At 70.7% G+C, this 24,894-nt stretch carries 22 protein-coding genes; 11 read left to right on the top strand and 11 right to left on the bottom strand.

The window, feature by feature from the left end; genetic code table 11:
* Window positions 1-948: an ATP-binding cassette domain-containing protein gene (locus OG885_RS25755; RefSeq protein WP_405735472.1), complete on the top strand. Its 948-nt coding sequence runs from the start codon at window positions 1-3 to the stop codon at window positions 946-948.
* On the top strand, window positions 945-1,733 hold the full coding sequence (locus tag OG885_RS25750) for an ABC transporter permease (protein ID WP_405735469.1): 789 nt from the start codon (window positions 945-947) through the stop codon (window positions 1,731-1,733). The genes OG885_RS25755 and OG885_RS25750 overlap by 4 nt, the downstream gene beginning before the upstream one ends.
* Window positions 1,734-1,804: 71 nt before the next feature.
* Here the strand turns inward: OG885_RS25750 and purU are convergent, their stop codons facing one another.
* Both purU and OG885_RS25740 read right to left on the bottom strand, forming a co-directional pair.
* Window positions 1,805-2,686: a formyltetrahydrofolate deformylase gene (gene purU, locus OG885_RS25745; protein ID WP_329337902.1), complete on the bottom strand. Its 882-nt coding sequence runs from the start codon at window positions 2,684-2,686 to the stop codon at window positions 1,805-1,807.
* 46 nt (window positions 2,687-2,732) lie between these two features.
* Window positions 2,733-3,233, bottom strand: coding sequence for a hypothetical protein (locus OG885_RS25740; protein WP_405735465.1), 501 nt, complete (start codon window positions 3,231-3,233; stop codon window positions 2,733-2,735).
* A gap of 117 nt (window positions 3,234-3,350) precedes the next feature.
* Here OG885_RS25740 and OG885_RS25735 point away from each other — a divergent pair, with 117 nt between their 5' ends.
* Window positions 3,351-4,658, top strand: a complete 1,308-nt coding sequence (locus OG885_RS25735) for an ABC transporter substrate-binding protein (protein ID WP_405735462.1) — start codon at window positions 3,351-3,353, stop codon at window positions 4,656-4,658.
* Window positions 4,659-4,692: 34 nt separating this feature from the next.
* Here the strand turns inward: OG885_RS25735 and OG885_RS25730 are convergent, their stop codons facing one another.
* Together OG885_RS25730 and OG885_RS25725 are read right to left on the bottom strand one after the other, a co-directional pair.
* Window positions 4,693-6,390, bottom strand: a complete 1,698-nt coding sequence (locus OG885_RS25730) for a hypothetical protein (RefSeq protein WP_405735459.1) — start codon at window positions 6,388-6,390, stop codon at window positions 4,693-4,695.
* Between the two features lie 202 nt (window positions 6,391-6,592).
* Window positions 6,593-7,978, bottom strand: coding sequence for a transcriptional regulator (locus OG885_RS25725; protein WP_405735457.1), 1,386 nt, complete (start codon window positions 7,976-7,978; stop codon window positions 6,593-6,595).
* A 256-nt stretch (window positions 7,979-8,234) separates the two neighbouring features.
* On the opposite strand from OG885_RS25725, the gene OG885_RS25720 reads away from it, so the two are divergent.
* Genes OG885_RS25720 through OG885_RS25710 form a run of 3 tightly spaced genes read left to right on the top strand, consistent with a single transcriptional unit; the run spans window position 8,235 to window position 11,280 of the window.
* The gene (locus tag OG885_RS25720; RefSeq protein WP_405735454.1) at window positions 8,235-8,897 is read left to right on the top strand and encodes a bifunctional DNA primase/polymerase; all 663 of its coding nucleotides are present in this window, start codon (window positions 8,235-8,237) and stop codon (window positions 8,895-8,897) included.
* A gap of 20 nt (window positions 8,898-8,917) precedes the next feature.
* Window positions 8,918-9,691 carry an ABC transporter ATP-binding protein gene (locus OG885_RS25715; protein ID WP_399962976.1) on the top strand — a complete coding sequence of 258 codons (774 nt, stop codon included), beginning with the start codon at window positions 8,918-8,920 and terminating at the stop codon, window positions 9,689-9,691.
* Entirely contained in the window at window positions 9,688-11,280 is a 1,593-nt protein-coding gene (locus tag OG885_RS25710; protein ID WP_405735452.1) for a transporter, read from the top strand. The genes OG885_RS25715 and OG885_RS25710 overlap by 4 nt, the downstream gene beginning before the upstream one ends.
* 42 nt (window positions 11,281-11,322) lie before the next feature.
* Here the strand turns inward: OG885_RS25710 and OG885_RS25705 are convergent, their stop codons facing one another.
* Both OG885_RS25705 and OG885_RS25700 read right to left on the bottom strand, forming a co-directional pair.
* Window positions 11,323-12,276, bottom strand: coding sequence for an alpha/beta fold hydrolase (locus OG885_RS25705; RefSeq protein ID WP_405735450.1), 954 nt, complete (start codon window positions 12,274-12,276; stop codon window positions 11,323-11,325).
* Window positions 12,277-12,877: 601 nt separating this feature from the next.
* Complete coding sequence (locus OG885_RS25700; protein ID WP_067020955.1) at window positions 12,878-13,570, bottom strand: metal-dependent transcriptional regulator; 693 nt, start codon at window positions 13,568-13,570, stop codon at window positions 12,878-12,880.
* 249 nt (window positions 13,571-13,819) lie between these two features.
* Here OG885_RS25700 and OG885_RS25695 point away from each other — a divergent pair, with 249 nt between their 5' ends.
* A complete protein-coding gene (locus OG885_RS25695; protein ID WP_405735446.1) occupies window positions 13,820-14,575 on the top strand; it encodes an SIS domain-containing protein in 756 nt (251 codons plus the stop codon).
* Between the two features lie 157 nt (window positions 14,576-14,732).
* Here the strand turns inward: OG885_RS25695 and OG885_RS25690 are convergent, their stop codons facing one another.
* The 3 genes from OG885_RS25690 to OG885_RS25680 all read right to left on the bottom strand — a co-directional run bounded on the left by OG885_RS25690 (window position 14,733) and on the right by OG885_RS25680 (window position 17,181).
* Window positions 14,733-16,151, bottom strand: coding sequence for a PAS domain-containing protein (locus tag OG885_RS25690; RefSeq protein ID WP_405735444.1), 1,419 nt, complete (start codon window positions 16,149-16,151; stop codon window positions 14,733-14,735).
* A gap of 177 nt (window positions 16,152-16,328) precedes the next feature.
* A complete protein-coding gene (locus OG885_RS25685; RefSeq protein ID WP_405735441.1) occupies window positions 16,329-16,778 on the bottom strand; it encodes a GNAT family N-acetyltransferase in 450 nt (149 codons plus the stop codon).
* Entirely contained in the window at window positions 16,771-17,181 is a 411-nt protein-coding gene (locus OG885_RS25680; protein ID WP_405735439.1) for a RidA family protein, read from the bottom strand. Before OG885_RS25680 ends, OG885_RS25685 begins: the two co-directional genes overlap by 8 nt.
* A 72-nt stretch (window positions 17,182-17,253) precedes the next feature.
* On the opposite strand from OG885_RS25680, the gene OG885_RS25675 reads away from it, so the two are divergent.
* Window positions 17,254-18,138: a LysR family transcriptional regulator gene (locus OG885_RS25675; protein ID WP_405735437.1), complete on the top strand. Its 885-nt coding sequence runs from the start codon at window positions 17,254-17,256 to the stop codon at window positions 18,136-18,138.
* On the opposite strand, the gene OG885_RS25670 is transcribed toward OG885_RS25675, so the two are convergent.
* Window positions 18,122-19,015 (bottom strand): LysR family transcriptional regulator, encoded by an 894-nt coding sequence (locus tag OG885_RS25670; protein ID WP_405735435.1) that lies wholly within the window; start codon window positions 19,013-19,015, stop codon window positions 18,122-18,124. The two genes, OG885_RS25675 and OG885_RS25670, sit on opposite strands and share 17 nt — an antisense overlap.
* A gap of 126 nt (window positions 19,016-19,141) precedes the next feature.
* Between OG885_RS25670 and OG885_RS25665 the strand changes: the two genes are divergently transcribed.
* From OG885_RS25665 to OG885_RS25655, 3 genes are all read left to right on the top strand, one after another.
* Entirely contained in the window at window positions 19,142-20,053 is a 912-nt protein-coding gene (locus OG885_RS25665; protein ID WP_405735432.1) for an SDR family oxidoreductase, read from the top strand.
* A gap of 776 nt (window positions 20,054-20,829) precedes the next feature.
* Complete coding sequence (gene iscB, locus OG885_RS25660; RefSeq protein WP_405735430.1) at window positions 20,830-22,185, top strand: RNA-guided endonuclease IscB; 1,356 nt, start codon at window positions 20,830-20,832, stop codon at window positions 22,183-22,185.
* Between the two features lie 494 nt (window positions 22,186-22,679).
* Window positions 22,680-23,708, top strand: coding sequence for an isopenicillin N synthase family dioxygenase (locus tag OG885_RS25655; RefSeq protein WP_405735427.1), 1,029 nt, complete (start codon window positions 22,680-22,682; stop codon window positions 23,706-23,708).
* Window positions 23,709-23,731: 23 nt separating this feature from the next.
* Here the strand turns inward: OG885_RS25655 and OG885_RS25650 are convergent, their stop codons facing one another.
* Window positions 23,732-24,835 carry a citrate synthase 2 gene (locus tag OG885_RS25650; RefSeq protein ID WP_405735424.1) on the bottom strand — a complete coding sequence of 368 codons (1,104 nt, stop codon included), beginning with the start codon at window positions 24,833-24,835 and terminating at the stop codon, window positions 23,732-23,734.
* Between the last annotated feature and the right edge of the window lie 59 nt (window positions 24,836-24,894).

The following is a 24,894-nucleotide window of genomic DNA, read 5'->3' as shown; positions in this document are numbered from 1 at the left end:
ATGACCGGCCTGGCCATCGCGGCACACCAGCTGCGCAAGTCCTACGGCGACAAGACCGTCCTCGACGGCGTCGACATAGCCGTCCCGGAGGGCACGATCTTCGCCCTGCTCGGCCCGAACGGCGCCGGCAAGACCACCGCCGTGAAAATCCTCTCCACCCTCATCACCCCCGACGCCGGCACCGCCCACATCGCCGGCCACGACCTCACCACCACACCCCAGGCAGTGCGCGCCAGCATCGGCGTCACCGGCCAGTTCTCCGCCGTCGACGGCCTGATCACCGGCGAGGAGAACATGCTCCTCATGGCCGACCTCCACCACCTCCCCAAAACAGAAGGCCGCCGGATCACCGCCGAACTACTCGAACGCTTCGACCTCACCGACGCCGCGAAGAAGCCCGCCTCCACCTACTCCGGCGGCATGAAACGCCGCCTCGACATCGCCATGACGTTGGTGGGCAGCCCCCGCATCATCTTCCTCGACGAACCCACCACCGGCCTCGACCCCCGCTCCCGCCACACCATGTGGCAGATCATCCGCGAACTCGTCACCCACGGCGTCACCGTCTTCCTCACCACCCAATACCTCGAAGAAGCCGACGAACTCGCCGACCGCATCGCCGTCCTGAACAACGGCAAGATCGCCGCCCAAGGCACCGCCGACGAACTCAAACGCCTCATCCCCGGCGGACACATCCAACTCCGCTTCACCGACCCCACCGCCTACCGCACCGCCGCCTCCACCCTGACCGACACCACCCAGAACGACGAAGCCCTCACCCTGCGCATCCCCAGCGACGGCAGCCAGCGCCAACTCCGCGCCCTGCTCGACCAGTTGGACACCGCAGGCATCGAGGCCGACGAACTGACCGTCCACACCCCCGACCTCGACGACGTCTTCTTCGCCCTCACCGACGACGCCAACCACCCCAAGGAGACGGTCCGATGAGCACCTTCGCCCTCGCCGTACGCGACAGCTCCACCATGCTGCGCCGCAACCTCCTGCACGCCCGGCGCTATCCGTCGCTCACCCTGAACCTGCTGCTCACACCGATCATGCTGTTGCTGCTGTTCGTCTACGTCTTCGGCGACACCATGAGCGCCGGCATCGGCGGCGGCGCGGACCGCTCCGCCTACGTCGCCTATCTCGTGCCCGGTCTGCTGCTGATGACCATCGGGTCCACCACGATCGGCACGGCGGTCTCCGTCTCCAACGACATGACCGAGGGCATCATCGCCCGCTTCCGCACCATGGCCATCCACCGCGGCTCGGTCCTCGTCGGACACGTCATCGGCAGCGTCCTTCAGTCGATCATCAGTGTGGTCCTCGTCGGCGCGGTCGGTGTCGCCATCGGCTTCCGCTCCACCGACGCCACCGTCCTGGAATGGCTCGCCGCCTTCGGACTCCTCACCCTGTTCGCCCTGGCGCTGACCTGGATCGCCGTCGGCATGGGGCTCGTCAGCCCCAACGCCGAAGCCGCCTCCAACAACGCCATGCCACTGATCTTCCTGCCCCTGATCTCCAGCACCTTCGTGCCGGTCGACGCGATGCCGGGCTGGTTCCAGCCCATCGCCGAGTACCAGCCCTTCACCCCCGCCATCGAGACCCTCCGCGGCCTCCTCCTCGGCACCGAGATCGGCCACAACGGCTGGCTCGCCCTCGCCTGGTGCCTGGGGCTCGCGGTGCTCGGCTACCGCTGGTCGACCGCGAGGTTCGACCAGGACCCGAAGTAACGACCCCATCGGAAAGGGCGGCCTGCCTCGACATCACGTCGAGGCAGGCCGCCCTTGTGCCCGTATGCGAGCTACGCGAAGACGACCGTCCGCCGCCCGTTCAGCAGGATCCGCCGCTCCGCGTGCCACTTCACCGCACGCGCCAGCGCCTGGCACTCCACGTCCCGCCCGATCGCGACCAGCTGGTCCGGCGTGACGTCGTGACCGACCCGCTCGACCTCCTGCTCGATGATCGGCCCCTCGTCGAGGTCGGCGGTCACGTAGTGCGCGGTGGCGCCGATGAGCTTCACGCCCCGGGCATGCGCCTGGTGGTAGGGCTTGGCGCCCTTGAAGCTCGGCAGGAACGAGTGGTGGATGTTGATGATCCGCCCGCTGAGCTGCTTGCACAGGTCGTCGGAGAGCACCTGCATGTACCGGGCGAGCACGACCAGCTCGACGTCCCGCTCGCGCACCAGCTGGAGCAGCTCCGCCTCGGCCTCGGCCTTGTTCTCCCTCGTCACCGGAATGTGGTGGAAGGGGATGTCGTACGACCCCACGAGCTCGGCGAAGTCGGTGTGGTTGGACACCACGGCGGCGATCTCCACGGGCAGCGCGCCGATCCGGGCGCGGAACAGCAGGTCGTTCAGGCAGTGCCCGAACTTGCTGACCATCAGCACGACCCGCATCTTGTCCTCGGCCCGGTTGATCTGCCAGTCCATGTGGAAGGAGTCACCGATCGCCGCGAAGCTGGCCCGCAGCTTGTCCACGGTCACCGGCGCCTCGGCCGAGAAGTGGACGCGCATGAAGAACAGACCCGTGTCGTGGTCACCGAACTGCTGGCTGTCCTCGATGTTGCAACCGGTCATGAAGAGGTAGCTCGACACGGCGTGCACGATGCCCTGCTTGTCGGGGCAGGACAGGGTGAGGACGTACTGCTCGGCCGGGGCCGCCGCTCGGGTGGACTGCTCGTTCATGCAGGACAGGGTCGCATATCCACCGGGAACGCAGTGACCTAGTCCGTCACGCGGACCGGGTCATGATGTGCAGCACGTGGAGCGAGCGCGGCGGGGCGTCCGGGTCCTCGCCGTCGGCCGTCGCCATCCGTACATGCGCGTCCCGTGCCGCCCGCACCGCGTCCGGCCAGCCCGGGTTCTGCATGTACACGGAGACGTGGGCGTCCGGACCGGCCTGGTGCATGATCCGCAGCACGCGCAGGACGGCGGTGTCGACGAGGGCCGCCTCCTGGGAGTCCCGGAAGATCGTGCCGACGTATTTCTCGGCGGACCAGTTGTCCAGCCAGGTGTCCTCGACGAGGCGGTACACGGCGTCGGTGACGTCCCCGTATCCCTCGACGCCGGCCAGCCAGACGTCGCGCTGGAACCCGGGGTCGGAGAGCATGTGCAGCGCGGAGCGCACATTGCTGCGCCAGCGCCACCACGGCATGTCGTTCAGTGGCATAGCGCCCATGGTGGATGAGCGACGGCCGCGACGGGAAGAGTTCTCCGAACCTTGCACGGTCACCGATCGTACGTTCCCGCTCCCACGCGCCTCACCGGCCCCCGCAATTCACCTGCACGTCACCAACCGTTGACCGTGCGTCACTCCCAGGTTGGCGATGTGGCGGAAGCGTGTGTGCCCATGACCGGCAGGCGACGCATCCGCAGCACCTTCCTCCCCACGTTCACACGGCCCGTCAGAGCGACCGCCCTCGCGGCGGGGGCCCTGGCGGCGTGTGCGTCACTCGTCGCCGGTTGCGGGGTCGTCCCCGGTGTCACGGGGGGCACCGGGGACGAACCGATCAAGATCATGACCTGGGCCCCGATGGACACCAACGCGACCAACAAGCCCGGCATGCCCGCCCTCGCCCAGGCCTACGCCCGCTGGATCAACTCCCGGGGCGGCATCAACGGCCACAAGCTCGCCATCCTGGTCTGCAACGACCGGAACGACACCGTCACCGCCGCCAAGTGCGCCCAGCGCGCGGCGGACGAGGGCGTCGTCGCGGTCGTCGGCTCCTACAGCCAGCACGGAGACGCGTTCTTCCCGACCCTGGAGAGCGCCGACATCCCCTACATCGGCGGCTACGGCATCACCAACTCCGAGTTCGAGAGCCCGCTCTCCTTCCCCGTCAACGGCGGTCAGTCGACCCTGCTGGCCGGGCTCGGCAAGGAACTCGCCGGCGCCTGCGGGCCCGTCGCCCTGGTCCGGCCCGACTCCATAGCGGGCGACGAGCTGCACGTCATGATCGACTCCGGCCTCAAGGCGGGCGGCCACCCCGCCGCCGCGGACCAGCTGGCCGACGAGGACGCCACCGAGTACTCCGCCCCGTCCGAACGCGCCCTCGACCACACCACCACCGACCCCGCGAAGAAGGGCTGTGTGGTGCCCGCCCTCGGCGACCACACCGGCACCTTCATGGACTCCTTCCGGCGCTCCCGCGAGGACTACCCGGCCGTCCGCACGGCCACCGTGCTCGGCAGCGTCGACCAGACGGTGATCGACGCCTCCGGGGGCCTGTCGGGGCCGTACGAGGGGTCGTACATCACCAGCTGGTACCCGCCCGCGACCGACCGGCGCTGGAACGCCATGAAGAAGGTGATCGGGAAGGAGGCCTTCGGCGACAACCGCATCGACCCCGCGGACGCCGGAGTGCAGACCACCTGGATCGCCTACACCGTCCTCAGGGCCGTCCTCGAGTCGCTCGGCGACGGCGAGGTCACCGGCACCGCCATCCGCAAGGCACTCAACGGCGGTCTGAAGGTCGACACCGGCAGCCTCACGCCGACCCTCAACTGGGAGTACGAGAACAGCCTCGCCGGTATCGGCCTGACCCGCCTCGTCAACACCGACGTGACGCTCCAGGTCGTCCGCAAGGGCCGCCTCGTGGCCGCGCACCCCGGCTTCACCGACGTCCGCAGGACACTGGCGACCGCCGACGTCAACTGAGCCCGCCGCACCCGGCCGCGGCGGGGTGCGGCGGCTACAGCTGGGTGTAAGTGCGCTCGGTGAGGCCGTACGTCCTCGCGATCGCGTTCCACAGCCGGGCGGCCGTCTTCTTCTGCGTGGTCGCCTCGCCGCTCGACTGGTTGCCCGCCAGGGTCTGCGGGGTGGAGCGCGCCTGGCCCTTCTTGCAGCCCTTCTTGTTCGAGGCGACCTGGTCCGCCCACGCCGCGTAGTGGTTGTCGGCCGACGCGGACGCCTTCCACGCCTTGGTGAGGGCGGTGGTCAGCTCGGAGTGGTTCGCGAGCTTGTCGACGGAGAGCGCGGACAGGCTGGTCACCAGGTCGTTGCGCTGGGTCGCGGCGTTGCGCAGGTCGGTCGCCGCCTGACCGAGGTCCTTGCACGCCTTCACATCGCCGACCGCGCTGATCACGGACGCCCGGCTGTCACCGCTGTCGGCCAGCAGCTTGTCCAGGGCGACCGCCTGCTCCTTCGCCGCGTCGGTCGACGGCGAGGCGGAACCCTCGGTCGCCGGGGCGGTCGCGGACACGGGCTTGTTGTCGTCGCCCTTGTCGCCGCCGCCACCGCTCGCCAGCAGCGCACCCGCCCCGATGCCGAGGACGGCGATACCGATCCCGACGGCCGCGATGGCGGGCACCCGGGACCGGGTACGCCCGCTGCGGTCCCGCTCGTCGGCCTGCACCTGCCCCGCCCGCCGCCCGGTACCGGACGGCGGGACGTACGACGGCTGCGGCCGGCCCTGCGCCGAGGGGGCCTGCCCCGGCTCGAAGCGCGGCAGCTGCTGCGTGGCCCCGGCCGGGCTGTCCCCGCCGGGCCCGCTGCGGAAGAGGTTGTCGAACTCGGCGGGCGGCTGCCGCTCCCCGCCGTGCTCCCCGGTCACCGGCGCGATGAACTGCGTCGCCTCCGCGTCCGGCCCCGACACCGGAGGCATCGGCCCGGGGCCCTGCGCCTGCGGAGGCTGCCCCAGGAACTGCGTGCGCTCGGCGGGCATCTCGGGTGGCAGGGCGCCCGGTCCGACCGGCGGGATGTACTGCGTGGCGCCCTCGTCGACGGCCGGCGGCAGGGGTGCGCCGGTCGCGGCGCCGTACGGTTCGGCGGGGCCCGCGGGCGCGGCGGGCATCGGCAGGGGCTGGCCCACCGGCGGCAGGTAGTAGGAGGTGGCCTGGTCGGCGTCGTACCCGGACGGCTGCCCCGGGGGGTTCTCCTGCGGCAGCGGCTGCGCGGCGGGAGGCGTGTGGGCGACCGGCGGCAGATAGTACGAGGTCGCCTGATCGGCGTCGTACCCCGACGGCTGCGGAGGCGACGGCGGCGGCGTCTGACCGACCGGCGGCAGGTAGTAGGAGGTCGCCTGATCGGTGTCGTAGGCGGGCGGCTGCGCCTGGTACGGATCCGGCGCCTGGCCGTATCCCTGCTGTGCCTGCGGCTGACCCTGGTACGCGTCCGGCGCGCCCCACGGCTGTCCCTGCGAGGCACCCCAGCCCTCACCGGGGCCCGGCTGCGGGGCCGGGGCCTGCTGGTCGGGCCCCCACGGTGTGCCCCAGGCCTGTGCGCCGGGCGGGGCGGCCGGAGGTGCGGTGGGCGCGGGCGGCGGAACGTGACCGCCCGCGGGTACGCCCGTCATGCCCGGCAGCAGCGGTTCGCCGCCGTCGGAGGGCAGCACGATGCCTTCGCGCGCCACGCGCGGCGAGGGCTCCTCGCCCTGTCCACTCTGCGTCACCGGGACTCCTACTAATGGGGGACCTTGTGAATCGTCGGCTCACGCTACCGGGTCCCCCGAGCCCGGTGCCACGCAGCACGGGACGTGACCTGCGTCCCTGTGACCGCGGTAACAGAACCGGGCCCGCATCCGCTCTATAAGCCCTCCTTTCTGCTCAAGAGCCTTCGTTTCCCGGGAGTTCACACCCTCGTACCCACAGATTTCACGCGGCGGCCTGAAGCTCCAGCCGGGCCCCGAACTCCCGTACCACGGGCTCGTCCCGGAAGGGTTCCAGGCGCTGCTGGAAGTCGTCGAGATACTCGGCGCCCCGGTTGGACCGGACCGTCTCCAGCAACTCCACGGCCTTCAGGCCGGTATGGCAGGCCTGTTCGATCTCGCGCTGCTGCACCTGTGCGGTGGCGAGCAGGACGTACCCGATGGCCCGGCGCCGCGCCTTGGTCTCCGGCAGCCCGGCGAGGGACTCCTGCGCCCGCCGCGCCGCCGCCTCGGCCTGCCCGAGGTCACGGTGGCAGTGCGCCAACTCGTCGGCCAGATAGGCCTCGTCGAAGTGGGCGATCCACGCCGGGTCGTCCCCGGAGTTCACGTCCGCCGACTCCAGCGCGCTCACCGCCCGCCCGGACGCCATCTGCGCCGCCCGCGCGTCGCCCATCAGCGCGTGCCCGCGAGCCTCCGCCGCATAGAACATCGCCTCCGCGCGCGGTGTCGCGCGCCCCCGCGCCCCTTCCTGCGCCGCCCGCGCCAACTGCGCGATCTCGCGCGGGTTTCCGAGCTGCGCGGCGAGATGGCTCATGGAGGCCGCGAGGACGTACCCGCCGTAACCCCGGTCCCCCGCGGCCTGCGCGAGCCGCAGCGCCTGGATGTAGTACCGCTGCGCCAGGCCCGGTTGGCCGGTGTCGATGGCCATGTACCCGGCGAGCTCGGTCAACCGCGCGACCGCGGCGAACAGTTCCCGCCCGACGGCCTCCCGGTACGAGCCCGCGAGCAGCCCGCTCACCACGCTGTTGAGGTAGTGCACGACGACCGGCCGCACATGGCCGCTGCCGTACTGGTGGTCGAGGTCCACGAGGGCCTGGGTCATCGCCCGCACGGCCGCCACGTCGGACTGCCCCACCCGGGGCCCCGCCGAACGCGCCACCTGCGAGTCCGGCGACGAGATCAGCCAGTCGCGGCTCGGCTCGACCAGCGCGGACGCGGCCACCGACGAACCGGACAGGAAGTCCCGCCGCCCCACGTCACTGCGCCACAGCTCACAGACCTGCTCGATGGCACCGAGCACGGTCGGCGAGAACTGGAGGCCGACCCCCGAGGCGAGGTTCTTGCCGTTGGCCATGCCGATCTCGTCGATCGTGACCGTACGGCCGAGCTTGCGGCCCAGCGCCTCCGCGATGATCGCCGGCGCCCGGCCCCGCGGCTGCTGACCGCGCAGCCAGCGGGCCACGGACGTCTTGTCGTAGCGCAGGTCGAGACCGTGCTCCGCGCCGCACATGTTGACCCGGCGGGCCAGCCCGGCGTTCGAGCAACCCGCTTCCTGGATGAGCGCCTGCAACCGTTCGTTCGGCTGCCGCGCGACGAGAGGCCTTGCGGCCATGGCATACCCCCTGGGAACAACCCCTGAAGCGAAAAGATCCGGCCGTGAAGATCAATGCCCCGCGGACATACCGGTAATGCGAGGCATGCGAGGATTGCCGGGGTAAAAGACGGAAGCCACCCCGTAGTGGGCTACCCACGTCCCGCGACAGATCCTCCCGCGCGCCCCCACACGTGCATCCATGCGCCCCAGATGCGGAATCGATGCCCCTCCCCCGCGCGCGTTACGCCCGTAACTCCAGGTGGGTGCGGGAGTTGTGTTCATCGTGGAAGAGACGATCGCGGGCACCGAAGCCGCTCAGATTCCGAAGCAGCGCGGCGAATCGCTGCTGGAGACAGCCGTACGCTACGCCGAGGAGCGCCACTGGGACGTCTTCCCCGGCACCTGGCTGGAAGCCGTCGACGGGGTGCAGCGCTGCTCCTGCGGTGACGCGGCGTGCGCCGCACCCGGCGCGCACCCGGCGCGGGAGGACTGGGCGACGCAGGCGACCGGCAGTGCGACGGTTGCGCGCCGGTTGTGGCAGAAGCAGCCGCTGGCGTCGATTCTGCTGCCGACGGGGCGAACCTTCGACGCGGTGTCCGTCCCGGAGACGGCCGGGTTTCTCGCGCTGGCCCGTATGGAGCGGATGGAGTTGACGCTGGGACCGGTGACCCTGGCGCCTGATCGTCGGATGCACTTCTTTGTGTTGCCGGGGGCCTCTGTGAAGGTGCCGGAGCTGGTGCGGAAGCTGGGGTGGACGCCGTCGTCTCTTGACCTGGTGGCGTTGGGTGAGGGGGCGTACGTGGCCGCTCCCCCCACTCGTTACGGGTCACGTGGAGCTGTGCAGTGGGCTTGTCGGCCCACACCCGCGAATCGATGGCTGCCGGATGCGGAGGAATTGATCTCGCCGCTTGCTTATGCCTGCGGTCGGGATCGATAGCCTTTTGTAGGTTGGCATGCATGACGTCGGCCGTGAGTGTGCGTGGGCTTTGGAAGCGGTTCGGGCAGCAAGTTGCCGTTGCCGGGATTGATCTGGAGTTGCCCGCGGGGAAGTTCATCGGGCTGGTCGGGCCCAATGGGGCCGGGAAGACCACCACCCTCTCCATGATCACCGGGCTGCTGCGGCCCGACCAGGGGTCCGTCTCCGTCGTCGGGCACGACGTCTGGCGGGACCCCGTCGAGGTGAAGGCTCGGATCGGGGTCCTCCCTGAAGGGCTCCGGCTCTTCGAGCGGCTGTCGGGCCGTGAACTCCTCGGCTACTCCGGGCGGTTGCGGGGGCTGCCCGGGGCCGAGGTCGACAAGCGGGCCGCGCAGCTGCTCGACGTGCTGGACCTGGCCGGGGCCCAGCACAAGCTGGTCGTCGACTACTCGACCGGCATGCGGAAGAAGATCGGGCTCGCGGCCGCGCTCCTCCACAACCCCGAAGTCCTCTTCCTGGACGAGCCGTTCGAAGGCGTCGACCCCGTGTCCGCCCAGACCATCCGCGGGGTGCTGGAGCGGTACACCGCCTCCGGCGCCACCGTCGTCTTCTCCTCGCACGTCATGGAACTCGTCGAGTCGCTGTGCGACTGGGTCGCCGTGATGGCCGCGGGCCGCATCCGGGCCCATGGCACGCTCGCCGAGGTGCGCGGCGAGGCCCCCTCCTTGCAGCAGGCGTTCCTGGAGCTGGTCGGGGCGCACGGGCGGGACGCCGGCTCCGATCTGGACTGGCTCGGCGGCGGGGCGGCGCGATGAGTGCCGACGTCACCGCCGTCGTCGTACGGCTGAAGCTGTCGCTGCTGCGCAACGGGCTGCGGCAGTCCGGGGGGCGGCGGGCCGCGTATGTCGCGTCGGCCGTCGTCACGCTGCTGTTCGCGGCGCTCCAGCTGATCGGGCTGATCGCGTTGCGCGGCAACGAGCACGCCGGGTCGCTCGTGGTGCTGCTGGTGGCGGTGCTGGCGGCCGGCTGGGCGGTGATGCCGCTGTTCTTCCCCGGCGGGGACGAGACGCTGGATCCGACGCGCCTGGTGATGCTGCCGCTGCGGCCCCGGCCGCTGGTGCGGGCGCTGCTCGCGGCCTCGCTGGTGGGCATCGGGCCGCTGTTCACGCTGTGCCTGCTCGTCGGCTCCGCGGTGGCGGTGGCGCACGGCGCGGTGGCGTACGTCGTCGCCGTCGTCGGGGTGGTGCTCGCGCTGCTGGTGTGCGTGGCGCTCGCGCGGGCCGTCGCCGCCGCCAACATCCGGCTGCTGACCAGCCGCAAGGGGCGGGACCTGGCCGTGCTGAGCGGGCTGGTGATCGCCATCGGGGCGCAGTTCGTCAACTTCGGGGCGCAGCGCCTGGGTTCGAGCGGACTCGAACAGCTCGACCCGGTCGGGGATGTGCTGCGCTGGGTGCCGCCGGCGTCCGCGATCGGTGCCGCGGACGCGGCGAGTTCGGGGTCGTACGGCGTCGCGGTCGCCCAACTCGTTCTCAGCGCGGGCGCGTTGGTGGCGTTGCTCGGGCTGTGGTCGCGGCACATGACGCGGCTGATGGTCTCGCCCGACGGTTCCACGCTCCAGTCCGCCACCGAACCGGCCGCCCGCGAACGGGCGTCGACCGGGCTCGCACGGCTGCTGCCGGGCGGTCGGACGGGCACGGTGGTCGAGCGCAGCCTGCGCTACATCTGGCGGGACCCGAAGACGAAGGCCGCGTGGGTGACCTCGCTGGCCATCGGCCTGATCGTGCCCGTCTTCAACGCCCTTCAGGGCACCGGCTCGATCTACTTCGCGTGCTTCGCCGCGGGGATGCTCGGCATCCAGATGTACAACCAGTTCGGGCAGGACACCTCCGCGTTCTGGATGGTCGCGATGACCATCTCCTCGCCCCGGGACGCCTACGTCGAGCTGCGCGGCCGGGCCCTGGCGCTGCTGCTGATCACCCTGCCGTACGCGACGCTCGTGACCGTCGTGACGACGGCGCTGCTCGGCGACTGGGCCAGGCTGCCCGAGGCGCTCGGCCTGTCCTTCGCGCTGCTGGGCGCGATGCTGGCGACCGGCGCCTGGACCTCGGCCCGGTTCCCGTACTCCATCCCTCAGGAGGGCTACAAGAACGTGGCCCCCGGTCAGACCGGGCTCGCCTGGATCTCCATCTTCGGCGGCATGATCGCCGCCGCGCTGCTGTGCGCGCCCGTGATCACGCTGACGATCTGGCTGAACGTGGTCAGGGACGGCGACCGATGGAGCTGGGTGCTGCTGCCGGCGGGGGCGCTGTACGGAGCGGCGATCACGCTGGCGGGACTGCGGGCGTCGGCCCCGAGGACAGCGGCCCGGCTCCCGGAGATCCTGGCGGCGGTGAGCAAGGGGTGAGGGGTGACGGCTTAAGGCTGGGGCTGAGGGCTGGGGCCCTTCCTACCGCTCCTGTTCTCCGAACAGGCCGTCGATGAACGGCTCGACGGCCGCGCGCCAGGCGTCCGGCTGGTCGTAGTGGACCAGATGCCCGGCGTCCGCCACCTCGGCGTACTCCCCGCGGGGCAGGACGCGGACCATCTCCTGCGCCTCCGCCCGCCCCAGTTCGCCGTCGAGACCGCGTACGACCAGCGTGGGGCAGCGCACCTGCGTCAGCTCCTCCCAGTGCGCGTCGTACACCCAGGTCTCCCGGGACTTCAGCATCTGCTCCGGTTCGAAGACCGGGCGCCAGCCGTCGGGCGACTCGGCCATCACCTCGGCGTAGAACTCGCCGCGGGCCGGGTTCGGACGCTCCACCCAGGGGTCGTCCTCGCCGAACCACTTCCGTACGTCGGCCAGGGTGGCGAAGGGGAGGGGCCAGGACTTGAACCAGTCGGCCCACTCGCGCTGCGAGGCCGCGCCCAGGGCGGAGGCCCGCATGTCGCAGATGATCACGCCGGAGACCAGGTCGGGCCGTTTCGCGGCGAGCTGCCAGGCGGTCAGGGCGCCCATGGCGTGGCCGATGAGGACGGCGGGGCCGAGGCCGAGCTGTTCGAGGGCCGCCTCGGCGTCCTCGACGTAGGCCTCGCGGGTGAAGGAGGCCCGCGGGGGCTTGTCGCTGCGGCCGTGGCCGCGCTGGTCCAGGGCGACGGCCCGGTGGCGCTCGGACAGCCAGCGGGCGGTGGGGGCCCAATGGGAGGCGCGGCCCATCAGGCCGTGCAGTAACAGCACGCCGGGCGAGCGGTCGAGGGCACCCTGGGCGGTCCGCTGCCCGGCCCGCCGGCCGGCCGCGCCGCCCTGTTCCCGTACGCCGTGCTCCCTCGGCTCCGCCGTCAGGTCGGGCTTGGGAGGGTCGCCGAACTCCCAGGCGGCAAGGCGTACGCCGCCTGCCCCGGTCACGTCGATGCGCCGCGCCATTGGTCCTGGCACCCCCCTAGCTCCGCTCGGACCGCTTGCTTCCGCTCAGCCGGCCGGTCCTGTGAACCATGTCTGCCTTGCCCTGCCTGACGTGCTCGCTGTCGCGCCGCCGCCCCTCCCTGAAGCGCACGTTCCGCCCGGCGTGTCACCCTGAGGCTATCGAATGCCTATTCGAAAATGCGTCCTCCGCCGACAACACCCCTCATTCGAGTGACCTCCCTCAAGGATTGATCGCCGGCGCCGAGGGGAGATCTTCAGCGGGAGGCGGACCGCTCGGGGAAATCGGTCCGAGGGGAATGACCCTGAGAGCTCGGGGCTCCGGGTCAGCACAGGGGAGGACAGGCCCCGGCGCCACCTGGCGCCGGGGCCCTCCACACGTCTGCGGCACATCATCCCCGCCCCCTCAGGTCATATGCCTCACGCGACAGCCTGGCACGCGAGGCGCCCGAGCGCTGCGATTCGACGCACTGAATCTTCGAATCTGCTTCACATCGGCCCCGCATCCACGAGATCACCGGGACACCTCAACCACCCCAGCCGCCCCAGCAGTTGGCTGCCGGAGAGAGGGGCGGCCAGCCGCCCGCGAGAAGGGACCCGACGCTCAGCGCTTGGCCACGAACACATGCGAGGCGACGTCCGCCTCCAGCTCCGCCGCCTCGCCGCCGCTGCCCACCAGGACCCCGCCGGCCGACTCCGTCACGCTCACCACCGAGCCGGGCTGCACGCCCGCGCGACGCAGCGTGTACATCAGCTGGGCGTCGGTCTGGATGGGCTCGCCGATACGGCGCACCACGACCGTCTTGCCCTCCAGGCCCGGGTCGAGGTCGGCCAGCGAGACCATGCCCTCGTCGAGGAACGGGTCGGCGCCGTCCTTCTCGCCGAGCTCCTCCAGACCGGGGATCGGGTTGCCGTACGGCGACTCGGTGGGGTGGCGGAGCAGCTCCAGGACGCGGCGCTCGACGGCCTCGCTCATCACGTGCTCCCAGCGACAGGCCTCGGCGTGGACCTGCTCCCACTCCAGACCGATCACGTCGACCAGGAGACACTCGGCGAGGCGGTGCTTGCGCATCACGCGCGTCGCCAGCCGGCGCCCCTCGTCGGTCAGCTCCAGATGCCGGTCGCTCGCCACGGACACCAGGCCGTCCCGCTCCATCCGCGCCACCGTCTGGGAGACGGTCGGCCCGCTCTGGTCGAGCCGCTCGGCGATCCGGGCGCGCATGGGGACCACACCTTCCTCTTCCAGTTCGAGGATGGTGCGGAGATACATCTCCGTGGTGTCGATCAGTCCGGACATACGTGCCCCTCGATTAGCTCTGCGATTAGCTCTGCCGGAAGCGCGACCACTCCGCGGCGCGTGCGCTGGCCCTGACCTCAATTCTGACGCATACCACTGACAACCGTGCCGCGCCGGTGAAACGAACCGGTTTCGTCGGCCCTCCGGCCACCGTGGAACGCCCTTCCCGGGCCTTCGGTCGGCCGTATTGACACCGCACTGGTCCAGACCGCACGGTGATCCGCGACACAGCCAACCGAAGGGGTTCGTATGAGCGACGGCACGCCCGCCGACCGGTTCCTCGACGCCGCCATCGGCCTGCTCCAGCGGGTCCGCGAGGAGGAGGCGGAGTCCATCGCCGCGGCCGGCACGCTCCTCGCCGACACCGTCGCCGCCGGCGGCCGGCTCTTCGCCTTCGGCGCCGGGCACTCCTCGCTCGCCGCGCAGGACGTCGTCTACCGCGCGGGGGGCCTCGCGCTGATGAACCTGCTCGTCGTGCCGGGGGCCGTGGGCGTCGACGTCATGCCGGCCACGCTCGGCTCCGCGCTGGAGCGGGTCGACGGTCTCGCCAGCGCCGTCCTCGACTCCTCCCCACTCCGCGCGGGCGACGCCCTGGTGATCGTCTCCCTCTCCGGGCGCAACGCGATGCCGGTGGAGATGGCGATGAGCGCCCGCGCGCGCGGGGTGAAGGTCATCGGCGTCACGTCGGTGGCGTACGCCACGGAGACCCGCTCCCGGCACTCGTCCGGCACCTACCTCAAGGACCACTGCGACGTCGTCCTCGACTCGAAGATCGCCATCGGCGACGCGGAACTCACCCTCGACACGGTCCCGGCCCCCTTCGCCCCCGCGTCGACCGTGGTGACGTCCGCCCTGATGCAGACCATGGTGGCCACGGCGGCGACGTCCCTGGCCGAGCGGGGCGTGGAACCACCGATGCTGAGGTCGGGCAACGTGGACGGCGGGCTGGAGTGGAACGACCGCGTGTTCGAGGAGTACGGGGACAGGATCTTCTACCGGCGATAGGACACCCAGCCGCGGGCACTCGCATGCCGCCCTAGCTGCGGGCAGTCGTGCCGCTGGGGCGGCACGGGTGGGCGCAGCGGCACCCCGCCAGCGCGGGCAAGCGAAACCCACCCCCGCCCAGCCCCCACCCAGGCGCACCCCGCAACCGACGCTCAGCTCACCCCCGTAGCACCCCCGCCAGATCCAGCGCCGCAGCGATCCGCAGCGCCACATCCTCCGCGTACGCCGCGTCGGACCGCTCGAACGGACTCCGCCCAGCCCCCCGCAGAAACGTCACAGCCCCCAACGTCCGCCCCCGACTCCGCAGCACCGCACACAGCGCGTGCACCGCGTCCCCCGGCCACTGCCGAGCCACCGCCCACTCCCGCGCCCGCTCCACCGGCACCGAGCCCACACTCGCCCGCACCGACCCGACCCGCTCCACACACTGCAACGCCGGATGCCCCTCCGCGTACCGCACCGGCAACCCCGCCTGCCCGGTCAGCAGGCTCGGCCCCGGCGCCCCGGAGGGAGTCGCGGCGACCCTGACCAGCCGTACCGGCACATCCGAGTCCCCGTCGGCCAGTGAGCCGGTGGTCCCGGCCACCCGGTCGATCAGCGCGTGGTCGGCGAAACCGGCGAGCGCGAAGTCCAGATGGATCGTCGCCGCCTCCGCCGGATCCTCGCACTCGGCGGCCGCGCGGGCCGCACGATGCAGCTGGTTGCCGCGGAAGCGCAGCAGGGACGCCTCCTGCTCGGCGAGCTTGGCCGCGGTGACGTCGTTGAACAGCCAGCCCACGCCCAACGGCACGGGCTCCTCCGCGAGCGGCGAGGCCAGCCGTACGAAGCCGCACCGCCAGCAACGCCGCTGCTCACCCTCCGGCGTCCGCACGCTCACCCAGATCTCCGCCGGAGCGGGCGGCGCACCCTCCGCCAGCACATGCGTGAGCGCGCTCTCCAGCTCCTCCACGCCCTGCGCGAGCAGCTCGCCCAGGGGCCGCCCCAGCACCGACGTACGGCCGATGCCCAGTGCCCGCGCGGCGTGCGCGTTCACCACCGCGGGCCGCAGATCCGCGTCCACGAGCACGACACCCCAGCTCGCGTCCTCGAACAGCGCCTCGCTCAGCGCGATCGACCGCTCCAGGTCGATCTGCGCGTGCACCTCGCTGAACGCGCAGTACACCCCCGCGGGCTTGCCGTCCGGACCGCGCACGGCGGCCGACTGCGTCCGTACGAGGACCCGCCCGCCGTCCTTGGTCAGCAGCGCGAACTCGTGCACCTGCCGCCCAGGGGCCTCCATGGCGGACATCAGCCGCCCCTCGACCTCCTCGGCGTCGGCCTCCCGCACGGCCCATCCGGCGAACCCCTGCCGCCCCACGGCCTCGGCCGCCGTCCATCCCAGGATCCGCTCGGCCTCACGGTTCCAGTGCGTGACGACGCCGTCCGCGTCGAAGGCGCACAGCGCCGCGTCCATGCCGTCGAGCAGGGCGGCCAGCAGATCCGAGCCGTCCCGCTCGGGCTGGTCCGGCTCGTCGGGCCGCTCGGGCTCGTCCGGCCCCAGCTCGTCGGTGGTCCCACTACGCCTGGAAGCACTCACCTGGACCCCCTGCAGGCTGCGTCCGTCCGTACGGCACGTCGGTTCGCTCACTTGCAATCATCTAACTGGAACGTGACGCAGCACACACCGAGTTCCCACAAGTTGGGGGAATCGTTGTACGCCGCTCCTGTCTCTGCTGGTACGGCTGCCGGCACCTGTGCCGGTACCCGGGAGCGCCTAGGGCAGCCGGAGATCGACCCACAGGTCGCTCTCACCGTCGAGCACATACCGCTCGACCTCGACGAACCCCTGTTTCCCGGCGAAGCGCAGACCGTCCTCGTTGACGGCCAGCACACATGTCTCGATCGTCCTCGCGCCCAGTACGCGCGCGTGGGCGAGCCCGTTCTCGTAGATCGCCGTCCCGTACCCGCGCCGCCGGTACGCGGGCAGCACGCGCGCGATGACGGTCGCCACCGCGTCCCCGCCCTCCGGCGGACGCACGGTGGAACAGCCGACGAGGACGTCACCGACGTACGCGTTCTCCAACCGGTAGCGCGTACTCCGCTCCCGCACCGCGTCCAAGCCGAGCGGGTCGGCCGGGATGATCACGTTGTGGACGTACCGCCACTGTTCGAGCATGGCGTCACCGACCGCACGCTCCACCCGGACTATCGGAAGATCAGACACGCTCTCCACTTCCCCGCCGCGCGTACACCTCAATCTCGATCTTCATACGAGGATCCGCGAGCCCGCACATCATCATCGTCGCCGCCGGCCGCACCTCCCCGAACACCCGCCGCAGCACCGGCCAGCACGGCTCGAAGTCGGCACGGTCGGGCAGCAGATACCGCACCCGCACCACATCCGGGAAACCGCTCCCGGCCTCCTCCAGAGCCGCCCCGATGTTCCGCAGACACTGCTCGGCCTGCTCGACGACGTCGGCCGAGATGGTCATGGTCGCGTAGTCGAACCCAGTCGTCCCCGAGACATGCACCCAGTCACCGTCGACCACGGCACGGGCGTACCCGATCCGCTCCTCGAACACCGAACCACTCAGAACCGCACGCCGCTTCGTCTCTCGCTCCGTCATGCGCCGAACGCTAGGTGAGCAGGGGATATACGTCGAATATCAAGGGCTGGATGAAGTGATATCCATGGAGATATGGAGCAGCGACCGGAACTCTCCCTCCCCCCACTCCACGCCTTCGTCGTCCTGGCCGAGGAACTGCATTTCGGGCGGGCCGCCGCACGGCTCGGCATCGCCCAGCCGCCCCTCAGCCAGCAGATCCGACGCCTGGAGGACAAGGTCGGCGCCCCGCTCCTCATGCGCCCGCCGGGCCCCGTCGCCCTCACCCCGGCCGGCCACGCACTCCTCCCCGCCGCCCGACAGGCCCTCGCCACCCTCACCGACGGCCTCGCGGCGGCCCGCGCGGCGGCAGCCGGCCGGACCGGCACCCTGCGCCTCGGCTTCGCCGCGTCCCTCGCCCTGACGCTGCTGCCGGAGCTACTGCGCACGTACCTGGACCACTATCCCCAAGTACGCCTGGACATCCGCGAGATGACCACCGCACCCCAGCTCACCGCCCTGCGCGAGGGAGACCTGGACGTCGGCCTCCTGCGCGAACCTCCGTCCGCCGACCCCGACTTGTCCTTCCGCACGGTCCTGAAGGAACCCTTCGTCGCGGTACTGCCCCGCGCCCACCCCCTGGCGGCCCACCGCACGGTCACCCCGGACCAGTTGGCCGAGCACCCCTTCGTCCTTCTGCCACGCGAGGCGGGCCCCGGCCTCCACGACCGCATCACCGACCTCTGCGCCCCGCGCGTCACCCAGCACGCCACCGAGTGGCAGACCGTCTGCGCCCTCGTCGAGACCGGCCTCGGCGTCTCGCTCGCACCGGCGAGCATCCGCCGTATCCGGCTCAAGGGCGTCGCCTTCCGGCCCCTCACCGGCACGGACGCGCGGACCACGGTCGCGGTGGCCTGGCGCGGGGACGACGACAGTCCGCTCGTCACGAACCTCCTGGAGACGATCACGCCCCCGGGGTGAGCTGATCCCGCGCGGCCTTGCGGAAGGCCGTCACCAGGCGGTTGCGGTCGTCCGCGCGGGTTGCCACGACGACATGGCTGGGCTCGACGCCGTCCAGCGGAACCATGGTCAGATCGGGCCGCAGAACCCGGCCCACGGACTGCGCGGCCACGGCCAACGACTCACCGGACGCGACGAGTTCGAACTTGTCCTCCACCGCCTCGATGAGCGGCCCGTCCGGCGCCGGACGCCCGTCCGGACGCGGCTCGAACCGCCAGAACGCGCTGCGCACCGGGTCCGCCGTTCGCGGCAGCCGCTCGTCGGCGATGTCGTCCAGGGTGACCGACTCCTTGCCGGCCAGCCGATGGTCCAACGGAACGATCAGCACGCGCGGCTCGTCGTAGAGGACCGTCACCCGCAGCCGCTCGGTCGGGAACGGCAGCCGCGTCACCACCGCGTCGACCCGGTGCTCCAGCAGGGCGTGGTGTACGTCGTCCCAGGCCAGGTGGGCGGTCAGCACATCGGCGTCCGGATGCCGGTGCCGTACCGCCCGGACCGCCGGAGTCACGATGATGCCCGAGGTGAAACCGACCGTCATCCGATGCGGCTGAGCGGCGGCACGCGCGCGTACGGCCGCCTGAGCCGCCGCACGCAGCAACGCCAGCGCCTCCGGCAGGAAAACCTCCCCCGCCTCGGTCAACCGCGTCCCCTGCGGCGTCCGGTCCAGCAGCCGCGCCCCCAACTCCCGCTCCAGCCGCTGCACCTGACGGCTCAGGGAGGGCTGGGTGATGTGCAGCGCGTCGGCGGCACGACCGAAGTGCCGATGCTCGGCGACGACGGTGAAGTACCGGACGAGGCGCAGATCAAGGTCGGCGGAGATCGGCGAGGAGTCGGCCATACAACGAGCCTAGCTGCGGTGATGCCCAGATCGCATTGCCGTATACGAAAGAGGCTTTGGACGCGGGACTCGTAGGTTCCCGAAGCTGAAGACATCCCGAACTCCATCCCTCTGGGGGGCATCAGCATGCGCGTATTCGTCACCGGAGCGAGCGGCTTCGTAGGCACGGCAGTCGTACGTGAACTCATCAGCGCGGGACATGAGGTCGTGGGCCTGGCCCGCTCCGACTCCTCCGCGGCGGCATTGCGGACCGTCGGCGCGGAGGTGCACCGCGGCGACCTGGACGACCTCGACAGCCTGCGCGGGGGCGCCGAGTCGGCCGACGGCGTCATCCACACCGCCTTCAAGCACGACTTCTCGAACATCGCCGCCTCGGGCGTGATCGACCTGCACGCCATAGAAGCGATGGGCTCGGTGCTGGAAGGCACCGGCAAGCCCTTCGTGACGACATCGGCGTTCCTCGTCGAGCCCGGCATCTACGCCACGGAGGAGGACCCGGCCCACCCGGACTCCGTGGCGCCCTTCCGCGTCCCCTCCGAGGAGGCCACCCTCGCCCTCGCCGACCGCGGGGTACGCACCAGCGTGGTCCGCCTTCCTCCGTCCGTCCACGGCCCCGAGGACGGCGCCTTCGTGCCCAAGTTCATCGACACGGCCCGCGAGAAGGGCGTGTCCGCGATGATCGGGGACGGCACCAACCACTGGCCGGCCGTCCACCGCCTCGACGCGGCCCGCCTCTACCGCCTGGCCCTGGAGAAGGCCGCCCCGGGCACCCGCATCCACGCGATCGGCGACGAGGGCGTACCCCTGCACGACATCGCGACCGCGATAGGCCACGGCCTGGGCGTCCCGGTCCTCCGCATACCGCACGCCGAAGCCGCCGCCCACTTCGGCTGGATCGCCCACTTCGCCGCCATGGACCTCCGCGCCTCCAGCGCCCTGACCCAACAGCGCCTGGGCTGGAAGCCGGAGCAGCCGGGCCTCCTCGCGGACCTGGCGGAGGGGCACTACTTCGAGGAGGGGCGCAGGAGCATGCTCTAGGGGCTCGACGTGGGGCGATTGTCGGGCCCGGCCGGCACAGTCCGACGCTGTGCACACGAACTACCGCTGAGACGTCTGGGCCGCCGCCGACTTCGAGGACCGTGCCCTCTTCGACGAAGGCGCCAACTACTGCGCCTCCGACGCCTATGAGCGGATCACCGGGGACGGCGAGATCTTCTGGGAGGACTGGAAGCAGTACGAGGCCGACGGCCGAGATGCGCCGACGGCTGCCTCGGCTAGCGGCACTGTGCCTCTCGGAGGGGACCTGAATAGCAACAAGATCGGCTGCGCGCTCGAGGAACCCGTCAAATTCGCATGAATGGGCTACTTACGAAGAACTGATCCATCGGGGTAGATCTTGGCCGCTAACGTCAGTGGCATACACCGAGAGGAGGTCACTCGCTCCCCGGCCACAGCGTCACCGAGTGACCAGCCCCAGTCATCACGATCCGCAGGATCAGGGAGGTGCCCCGCTGACTACGTTTCCTGTAGGCGAGCAGACCCACCAGGCTGTGCTTCCTCAGCAGCCTGCTCTGGAATCCGCGGGAGCAGACACCCCTGGGAGCAGGGACGAAACGGCTCACGGACACCCCGCCACCGCGCGGGGCACCGGCAGGGAACATGGGCGAGGGGAGACCGACGGGCACAGCACCACGGCCCGACGGCGTCACGCCAAGAGCGCCGCTCCGGCGGCGAAGGCGGCAGAGAACGGGAGCGGTGACGCTCTCCCACACGATCTGTCTTACGGCGGTGGGGTCGGCGCGAGCAGAGTCTTCGTGCTGTCCAAAGACGGACAGCCACTCATGCCCTGCCATCCTGCCCGCGCCCGCGAACTCCTCACCAAAGGACGAGCCGTCGTCGCCAGGCAAGTCCCCTTCACCATCCGCCTCAAGGACCGCACACGAGCCGAATCAACCGTCGACGGCGTCCAGTTACGCATCGACCCCGGCTCCAAAGGCACCGGTCTCGCCCTCACCGATGAGAAGAAGGAAACTGACGGCCACGGGACCACCGTCACCGTCCGGCGTGGACTCGTCTCCATCGAACTCCAGCACCGCGGCGACCAGATCCACTCCTGTATGCAACAACGCGCCGGATACCGGCACAGAAGACGCTCGGCCAACTGCCGCTACCGGAAACCCCGTTCCCACAACCGCACCAGACCGACAGGCTGGCTGCCCCCGTCTCTGCGCCACCGCGTCGACACCACCTTCTCCATGGCGAACCGGCTGTGCCGCTACGCACCCGTCACCGAAATCCACGTGGAACAGGCCTCCTTCGACACCCACTCCATGAGCGCAGGCAGGACCCTCAAAGGAGCCGAGTACACGCAAGGCACACTCTCGGGAACCACTGCTCGCGACTATCTGCGTGAGAAGTGGAACAACGCCTGCGCCTACTGCGACGCCACCGGCATCCCCCTGAACATCGAGCACCTCAGGCCCCGCAGCCGAGGAGGCTCAAGCCGGATCGCCAACCTCGTCCTGGCCTGCATCCCCTGCAACACCGCCAAAGGCACCAGACTCGTCGAAGTGTTCCTCGCCAACCGACCAGCCCGGCTCACTCAAATCCTTCGCCAGATCAAGGCACCCCTCCGCGACGCCGCCGCCATGAACGCGACCCAACGGCTGCTCATGGAGGCACTGGAAGGCCTCGGCACCCCCGTCCACAACTCGACGGGTCAGATCACGATGGAGAATCGCAGCGCCATGGGACTGGCCAAGACCCACACCCTGGACGCCCTGTCCGTAGGGCAGCTGGATCACGAGGCCGGGGACGCGGTCGTGCGATACCCAGGGCAAGTGCTTGTCGCCAAGGCCACCGGACGTGGATCCTACGCTCGCACCACTCCGGACCGGTTCGGATTCCCGCGGCTGCGGCGGACCCGCACCAAGCAGCACTTCGGATACGTCACCGGGGACCTCGTGCAGGCCAACGTGCCGACAGGGCAGTGGGCGGGCACGTGGACGGGTCGCATCTCCGTCCGAGCCAACGGGCAGCACAGCCTCACCACACCAGAGGGTCGGTTCAACGTCCGCCACAGGAATCTGCGGCTCCTACAGCGAGGCGACGGATACGGCTACAGCGTCCGGCCGGAACCTGCTCCGTCAACATCTCGAAAAACCGGTTGATCGGCGACTCGACGATTCTTAGGGTGGGGCCCATCGCTGAAAGGAGGTGATCCGGTACATGTATGAATCCCGGACGTGCGAGGTGGCTGCGGGCTAGTAGCCCGTCACCACATTCAGTGCGGTGCCGGACCAGCGTGTGCACGAAACACGCAGCCGGCCAAACCAACGCAGTCACCCGACCCGCGAGCTCGCCGGTACGTCCGGCCGGCTCCCCCGCTGCGGCGGAGGAACCCGAGCTCGCGGGTCGTCTGCGTTTTCAAAATCCGCAGGATTTACGTTGTCAGGGTCCGCAGGATTTACGAGAGTGACCTGCGCCACCCGCGATTCTTGCGGCACGCAGTACCCTGACCTCATGCTTTCGCTCGTTCGACGCCGCCACGTGGACTACGTCCGCGTCACGAGCATGGGCTGTCGACGCTCCATCTGAGCCTCCAGCCCCGCTGCGCAGCCATCCGCTGCCGCGTTTTCTCCCTCTCACCCTCTGCGGACGCACCATGACCAACGTGTCGACGAATCCGTCGTACCAGCAGCTCCCGATCATCGATCTCTCGGCCGCCGACCGCGGTCCCCAGGCCCGTGCGCTGCTGCATGCCCAGTTGCACAGTGCCGCCCATGACGTGGGGTTCTTCCAGCTCGTCGGGCATGGGATCAGCCGGGCCGAGACCGACTCCCTGCTCTCCGCCATGCGGACGTTCTTCGCACTGCCCGAGCGGGAGCGGCTGGCCATCGACAACGTGCGCTCGCCCCACTTCCGGGGGTACACCCGCACCGGTGACGAGCGCACCGGGGGCAGTCGGGACTGGCGGGACCAGCTGGACATCGGGGCCGAGCGGGCGGCGCGGATACCCGGGGCCGGTGAGCCGGCGTACTGGTGGCTGGAGGGGCCCAATCAGTGGCCCGACTCCCTGCCCGAGCTGCGGACCGCCGCGCTCGCCTGGGTCGAGCGGCTCAGCTCCGTCGCCGAGCGGCTGCTGCACGAGCTGCTCGCCTCCATCGGGGCGCCGGCGGACTTCTACGACCCGATTTTCGGGGAGCACGCCCACCCGCATCTCAAGCTCGTGCGGTATCCGGGGAGTGCCGGTGACGGCGCCGATCAGGGGGTCGGCGCCCACAAGGACTACGGGTTCCTCACCCTGCTCCTTCAGGACCAGGTCGGCGGCCTCCAGGTGCAGCGTGAGGACGGGCTCTTCCACGACGTGCCGCCGTTGGAGGGGGCCTTCGTCGTCAATCTCGGGGAGCTGTTGGAGGTGGCGACCAACGGGTATCTGGTCGCCACCAACCACCGCGTGGTCTCCCCGCCCGGCGCCACCGAGCGGTTCTCCGTGCCGTTCTTCTACAACCCGCGGCTGGACGGGCGGGTGGAGCCGCTGCCGTTCGCGTACGCCTCCGCCGCGCCCGGTGTCTCCGACGACCCCACCAACCCCCTCTTCGCCGAGTACGGCTACAACGAGCTCAAGGGCAAGCTGCGGGCGCATCCGCTGGTGGCGGAGCGCCATCACGGGAGCCTCTTGACTCCGGCGTGAACAGCGCCCCTCGGCCACTCATCTCACTGGGCGGCGATGTTCCCGTACCCCTCGATCTCCTGGGGGCTGCGCACGCCCGGTCCCACATAGCGAGCGGAGGGGCGGACCAGGCGCCCCGTCCGCTTCTGTTCCAGGATGTGCGCCGACCACCCGGCGGTGCGGGCGCACGAGAACATCGACGTGAACATGTGCGCCGGGACCTCGGCGAAGTCGAGGACGATCGCCGCCCAGAACTCGACGTTCGTGGCCAGGACGCGGTCGGGGCGGCGGGCGTGGAGTTCCGCCAGGGCCGCCTTCTCCAGCGCCTCGGCGACCTCGAAGCGCGGCGCGCCCAGCTCGCGGGCGGTGCGGCGGAGCACCCGCGCGCGGGGGTCCTCGGCGCGGTACACCCGGTGGCCGAAGCCCATCAGGCGTTCGCCCTTGTCGAGGGCCTGCTTGACGTACGCGTCCGCGTCGCCCGTGCGCTCGATCTCCTCGATCATGTGGAGCACGCGCGAGGGGGCGCCGCCGTGCAGCGGGCCCGACATGGCGCCCACCGCACCCGACAGGGCCGCGGCCACGTCCGCGCCGGTCGAGGCGATGACCCGGGCCGTGAAGGTGGACGCGTTCATGCCGTGTTCGGCGGCGGAGGTCCAGTACGCGTCGACCGCAGCGACATGCTTGGGGTCGGGTTCGCCGCGCCAGCGGATCATGAAGCGTTCGACGACGGACTGGGCCTTGTCGATCTCGCGCTGCGGGACCATGGGGCGGCCCTGGCCGCGGGCGGACTGGGCGACGTAGGAGAGGGCCATGACGGCGGCGCGGGCGAGGTCGTCGCGGGCCTGGGCCTCGTCGATGTCGAGGAGGGGCTTGAGGCCCCACACCGGGGCCAGCATCGCCAGCGCGGACTGGACGTCGACTCGGATGTCGCCGGAGTGGACGGGGATCGGGAAGGGTTCCGCGGGCGGCAGGCCGGGGCGGAAGGCGCCGTCGACGAGCAGGCCCCAGACGTTGCCGAAAGAGACGTGACCGACGAGATCCTCGATGTCGACGCCCCGGTAGCGGAGTGCGCCGCCCTCCTTGTCCGGTTCGGCGATCTCCGTCTCGAACGCGACGACTCCTTCGAGGCCAGGTACGAAGTCGGACATCAGGCGGCTCCTCATGATGTGTGCGACGGGTGACGCCGACGGATCCACGGCCTGTGCGG

Origin of the sequence: Streptomyces sp. NBC_00028, from assembly GCF_045041065.1 — a bacterium.
Taxonomy (GTDB): domain Bacteria; phylum Actinomycetota; class Actinomycetes; order Streptomycetales; family Streptomycetaceae; genus Streptomyces.
The sequence above is the reverse complement of the archived record's forward strand: the minus strand, read 5'-3'. Positions and strand labels throughout refer to the sequence as shown.

Excerpts from the sequence above, each read along its gene's own strand:
- OG885_RS25755 (WP_405735472.1), top strand. The coding sequence starts at position 1 with ATGACCGGCCTGGCCATCGCGGCACACCAGCTGCGCAAGTCCTACGGC.
- OG885_RS25750 (WP_405735469.1), top strand. The coding sequence starts at position 945 with ATGAGCACCTTCGCCCTCGCCGTACGCGACAGCTCCACCATGCTGCGC.
- purU (WP_329337902.1), bottom strand. The coding sequence starts at position 2,686 with ATGAACGAGCAGTCCACCCGAGCGGCGGCCCCGGCCGAGCAGTACGTC.
- OG885_RS25735 (WP_405735462.1), top strand. The coding sequence starts at position 3,351 with ATGACCGGCAGGCGACGCATCCGCAGCACCTTCCTCCCCACGTTCACA.
- OG885_RS25725 (WP_405735457.1), bottom strand. The coding sequence starts at position 7,978 with ATGGCCGCAAGGCCTCTCGTCGCGCGGCAGCCGAACGAACGGTTGCAG.
- OG885_RS25715 (WP_399962976.1), top strand. The coding sequence starts at position 8,918 with ATGACGTCGGCCGTGAGTGTGCGTGGGCTTTGGAAGCGGTTCGGGCAG.
- OG885_RS25710 (WP_405735452.1), top strand. The coding sequence starts at position 9,688 with ATGAGTGCCGACGTCACCGCCGTCGTCGTACGGCTGAAGCTGTCGCTG.
- OG885_RS25705 (WP_405735450.1), bottom strand. The coding sequence starts at position 12,276 with ATGGCGCGGCGCATCGACGTGACCGGGGCAGGCGGCGTACGCCTTGCC.
- OG885_RS25700 (WP_067020955.1), bottom strand. The coding sequence starts at position 13,570 with ATGTCCGGACTGATCGACACCACGGAGATGTATCTCCGCACCATCCTC.
- OG885_RS25695 (WP_405735446.1), top strand. The coding sequence starts at position 13,820 with ATGAGCGACGGCACGCCCGCCGACCGGTTCCTCGACGCCGCCATCGGC.
- OG885_RS25680 (WP_405735439.1), bottom strand. The coding sequence starts at position 17,181 with ATGACGGAGCGAGAGACGAAGCGGCGTGCGGTTCTGAGTGGTTCGGTG.
- OG885_RS25675 (WP_405735437.1), top strand. The coding sequence starts at position 17,254 with ATGGAGCAGCGACCGGAACTCTCCCTCCCCCCACTCCACGCCTTCGTC.
- OG885_RS25670 (WP_405735435.1), bottom strand. The coding sequence starts at position 19,015 with ATGGCCGACTCCTCGCCGATCTCCGCCGACCTTGATCTGCGCCTCGTC.
- OG885_RS25665 (WP_405735432.1), top strand. The coding sequence starts at position 19,142 with ATGCGCGTATTCGTCACCGGAGCGAGCGGCTTCGTAGGCACGGCAGTC.
- OG885_RS25655 (WP_405735427.1), top strand. The coding sequence starts at position 22,680 with ATGACCAACGTGTCGACGAATCCGTCGTACCAGCAGCTCCCGATCATC.
- OG885_RS25650 (WP_405735424.1), bottom strand. The coding sequence starts at position 24,835 with ATGTCCGACTTCGTACCTGGCCTCGAAGGAGTCGTCGCGTTCGAGACG.